The organism is Winogradskyella ludwigii, assembly GCF_013403985.1.
Taxonomy (GTDB): Bacteria; Bacteroidota; Bacteroidia; order Flavobacteriales; family Flavobacteriaceae; genus Winogradskyella; species Winogradskyella ludwigii.
Map to the genome: position 1 here is coordinate 1 of NZ_JABFDF010000018.1, position 2,298 is coordinate 2,298.

Annotated in this window: 2 protein-coding genes; both read left to right on the forward strand. The window is 32.8% G+C overall.

Annotated elements, in window-relative coordinates:
• Positions 1 to 1,667: T9SS type A sorting domain-containing protein (locus HM981_RS17330; protein WP_179340059.1), on the forward strand; the 1,667-nt coding region annotated here is incomplete at its 5' end.
• A gap of 324 nt (positions 1,668 to 1,991) precedes the next feature.
• Positions 1,992 to 2,298: sulfatase-like hydrolase/transferase (locus tag HM981_RS17335; protein WP_179340060.1), on the forward strand; the 307-nt coding region annotated here is incomplete at its 3' end.

The window sequence follows — 2,298 nt, forward strand, 5'->3', positions numbered from 1 at the left end:
CAATTAGAAGTGGAAATTATAAATTGTATAAAATCTATGATAACGGAGATTATTATAAAGCTTACCAATTATATAATGACGATGGATCTGACAGTGATATAGAAGAGATGTTTGATGTTATAGATACGATGCCTGTATCGCTTAAAAATGAAATGATCTTAAAACTAGAGACTCTTTTAGCTGAAAATGATACAAGAATACCACATTTTAATCCAGATTATAATGGTGATCCTTTAGTTAATCAAGATATTGTTCCTTCTATAACTTCAACAGTTTATGATGAGAATACAGGTGTAGCCACAGCAACCCTAACTACTAATCCTGGAGATGCAATTATTGAAACCGCTTATTTGCTTTATAGGATAGAAGAAGTAGACACACCAGAAGAAGAATGGTTTGAACTTCCTGCAACCATAGATGGTAACGTGATTACAGCCGATGTGCCAGAAGTAGCTACAGGAGTTGTGTTTACGTTAATAGATGAAAATAATTTTGTAGTCATATCGGATGCCATATCAATATTTAACCCTCATAAGATAATACTTGCTAACGCTGTTGGAGAACAAGCTTTTAAAGTAGTAGATGAATATGCTGAGTTAATTGGGAATACAACGATAGGTGGTACAGCTTATTTACAAGCAAGGACTGAAGAAGGCGGAGATGGAGCAAAATTTTATGTAAAAGCTCCTGCAGATGTTGAAACTATAACTTGTGATAAAATTACATTAGGAATTATATCTCAATCAGCAGATACTGTAAATGTTGATATTATTATTGATGGAGAAACACAAAGTTTTACGTATACAAGTACAAATAATAATACTCCAGAATTATTTGAATTTGATACTCCAGTGACATTTACACAGTCATCTAAAGAAATACAGGTCATAACAACCTCACTTTCTAATTCAAGTGGGTTAACACCAAGAGTAAGATTTGTAGATCTCTTCTTTAATGTTTTAGGAGCTACACAACCACTTAGTGAAATAACGCTTAATACAACGGAAGAAGAACAACAATTTGAACCAGAAAGTACAGATGTATATGCAGAATTGATAGGAAATACTACTACAGGTGGTGCATTTGTACAAATGAGAACAGAAGGCGGAGGCGATGGTTTTAATATCAATGTTAAAGCTACTGAATCTGTATTATGTGAAAAGATAGTATTTAGAGTGCGGTCACTTGCAGGTGATACGGCAAACTTTGATGTTACCATTGGTGGTGAGACCCAGAGTTTTGAATACATAAGTACTAACAGTACAGCTGATTTATATTATGAATTTGATATGCCAACAACAATAACTGAAGCGGCGCAAACTATGGAGTTTTTAGTAACTAACCTTTCCAATGCTACTATAGATACTACACCAAGATTTAGAGTTTACGCTGTTACATACCATTTAGATTTAAGTACATTAGGTGTTAATGAGGTGATAGAGGCTAGAGAAACACTTAAGTTATTTCCTAATCCTGTTAAAGGCACTTTTAGTCTTTCAAAATCCGTAGCATCAGGTATATTGTATAGTGTACATGGAGCTAAAGCATACGAATTTAATAATCAGTATCAAGACATCGATATCTCAGAACTCAAAACAGGCTTATACTTTTTGCAAGTCATACATGAAGATGGTAGTAAATCGACTTTAAAATTATTAAAAGAGTAAGGTTCATTTTTTACAATTAAAATCTAACGACTACTTTACTATTAAAGTAATCGTCAGATTTTAAAGTTATTAGACACCTATTTTCTACTCTATATAAATTTATAACCAATTGAAACAACTAGTTTCTAGGTTATTCAATTTGATAGCGTATTAATATGTATTGCAGTTAATAGTTAAAATTATTGCAAATTGAAAGAAGCACAATAGCGTTAAAACCTATTGTGCTTCTTTTATTTATATGAAATGATAGATATGAGAAACGTTTTGATTGAATATAGTAGAATCTAAATCTCTTTAAACTCTATTTTTGGCTAAACTAATTTCATGATGAGAAACACGACGCTACTTTTATTATTCAGCATTCTTTTTTTAACACAAATAAATGGTCAAGAGATAATTAAACCAAATATTGTTTTTATTTATGCAGATGATTTAGGCTGGCAGGACACTCAGTTAAATGATGTTGGTGATGTTGTTCCTTGGGAAACACCTAATATGTTAGCATTGGCTGAGAATGGAGCTAATTTTTCACAAGCCTATGCTTCAGCACCAAGTTGTGCACCGTCAAGAGGAGGTACAATGAGTGGTAGAATGCCTCTTAAAACCAAAATGACTCATGTCGCAGGAGGGC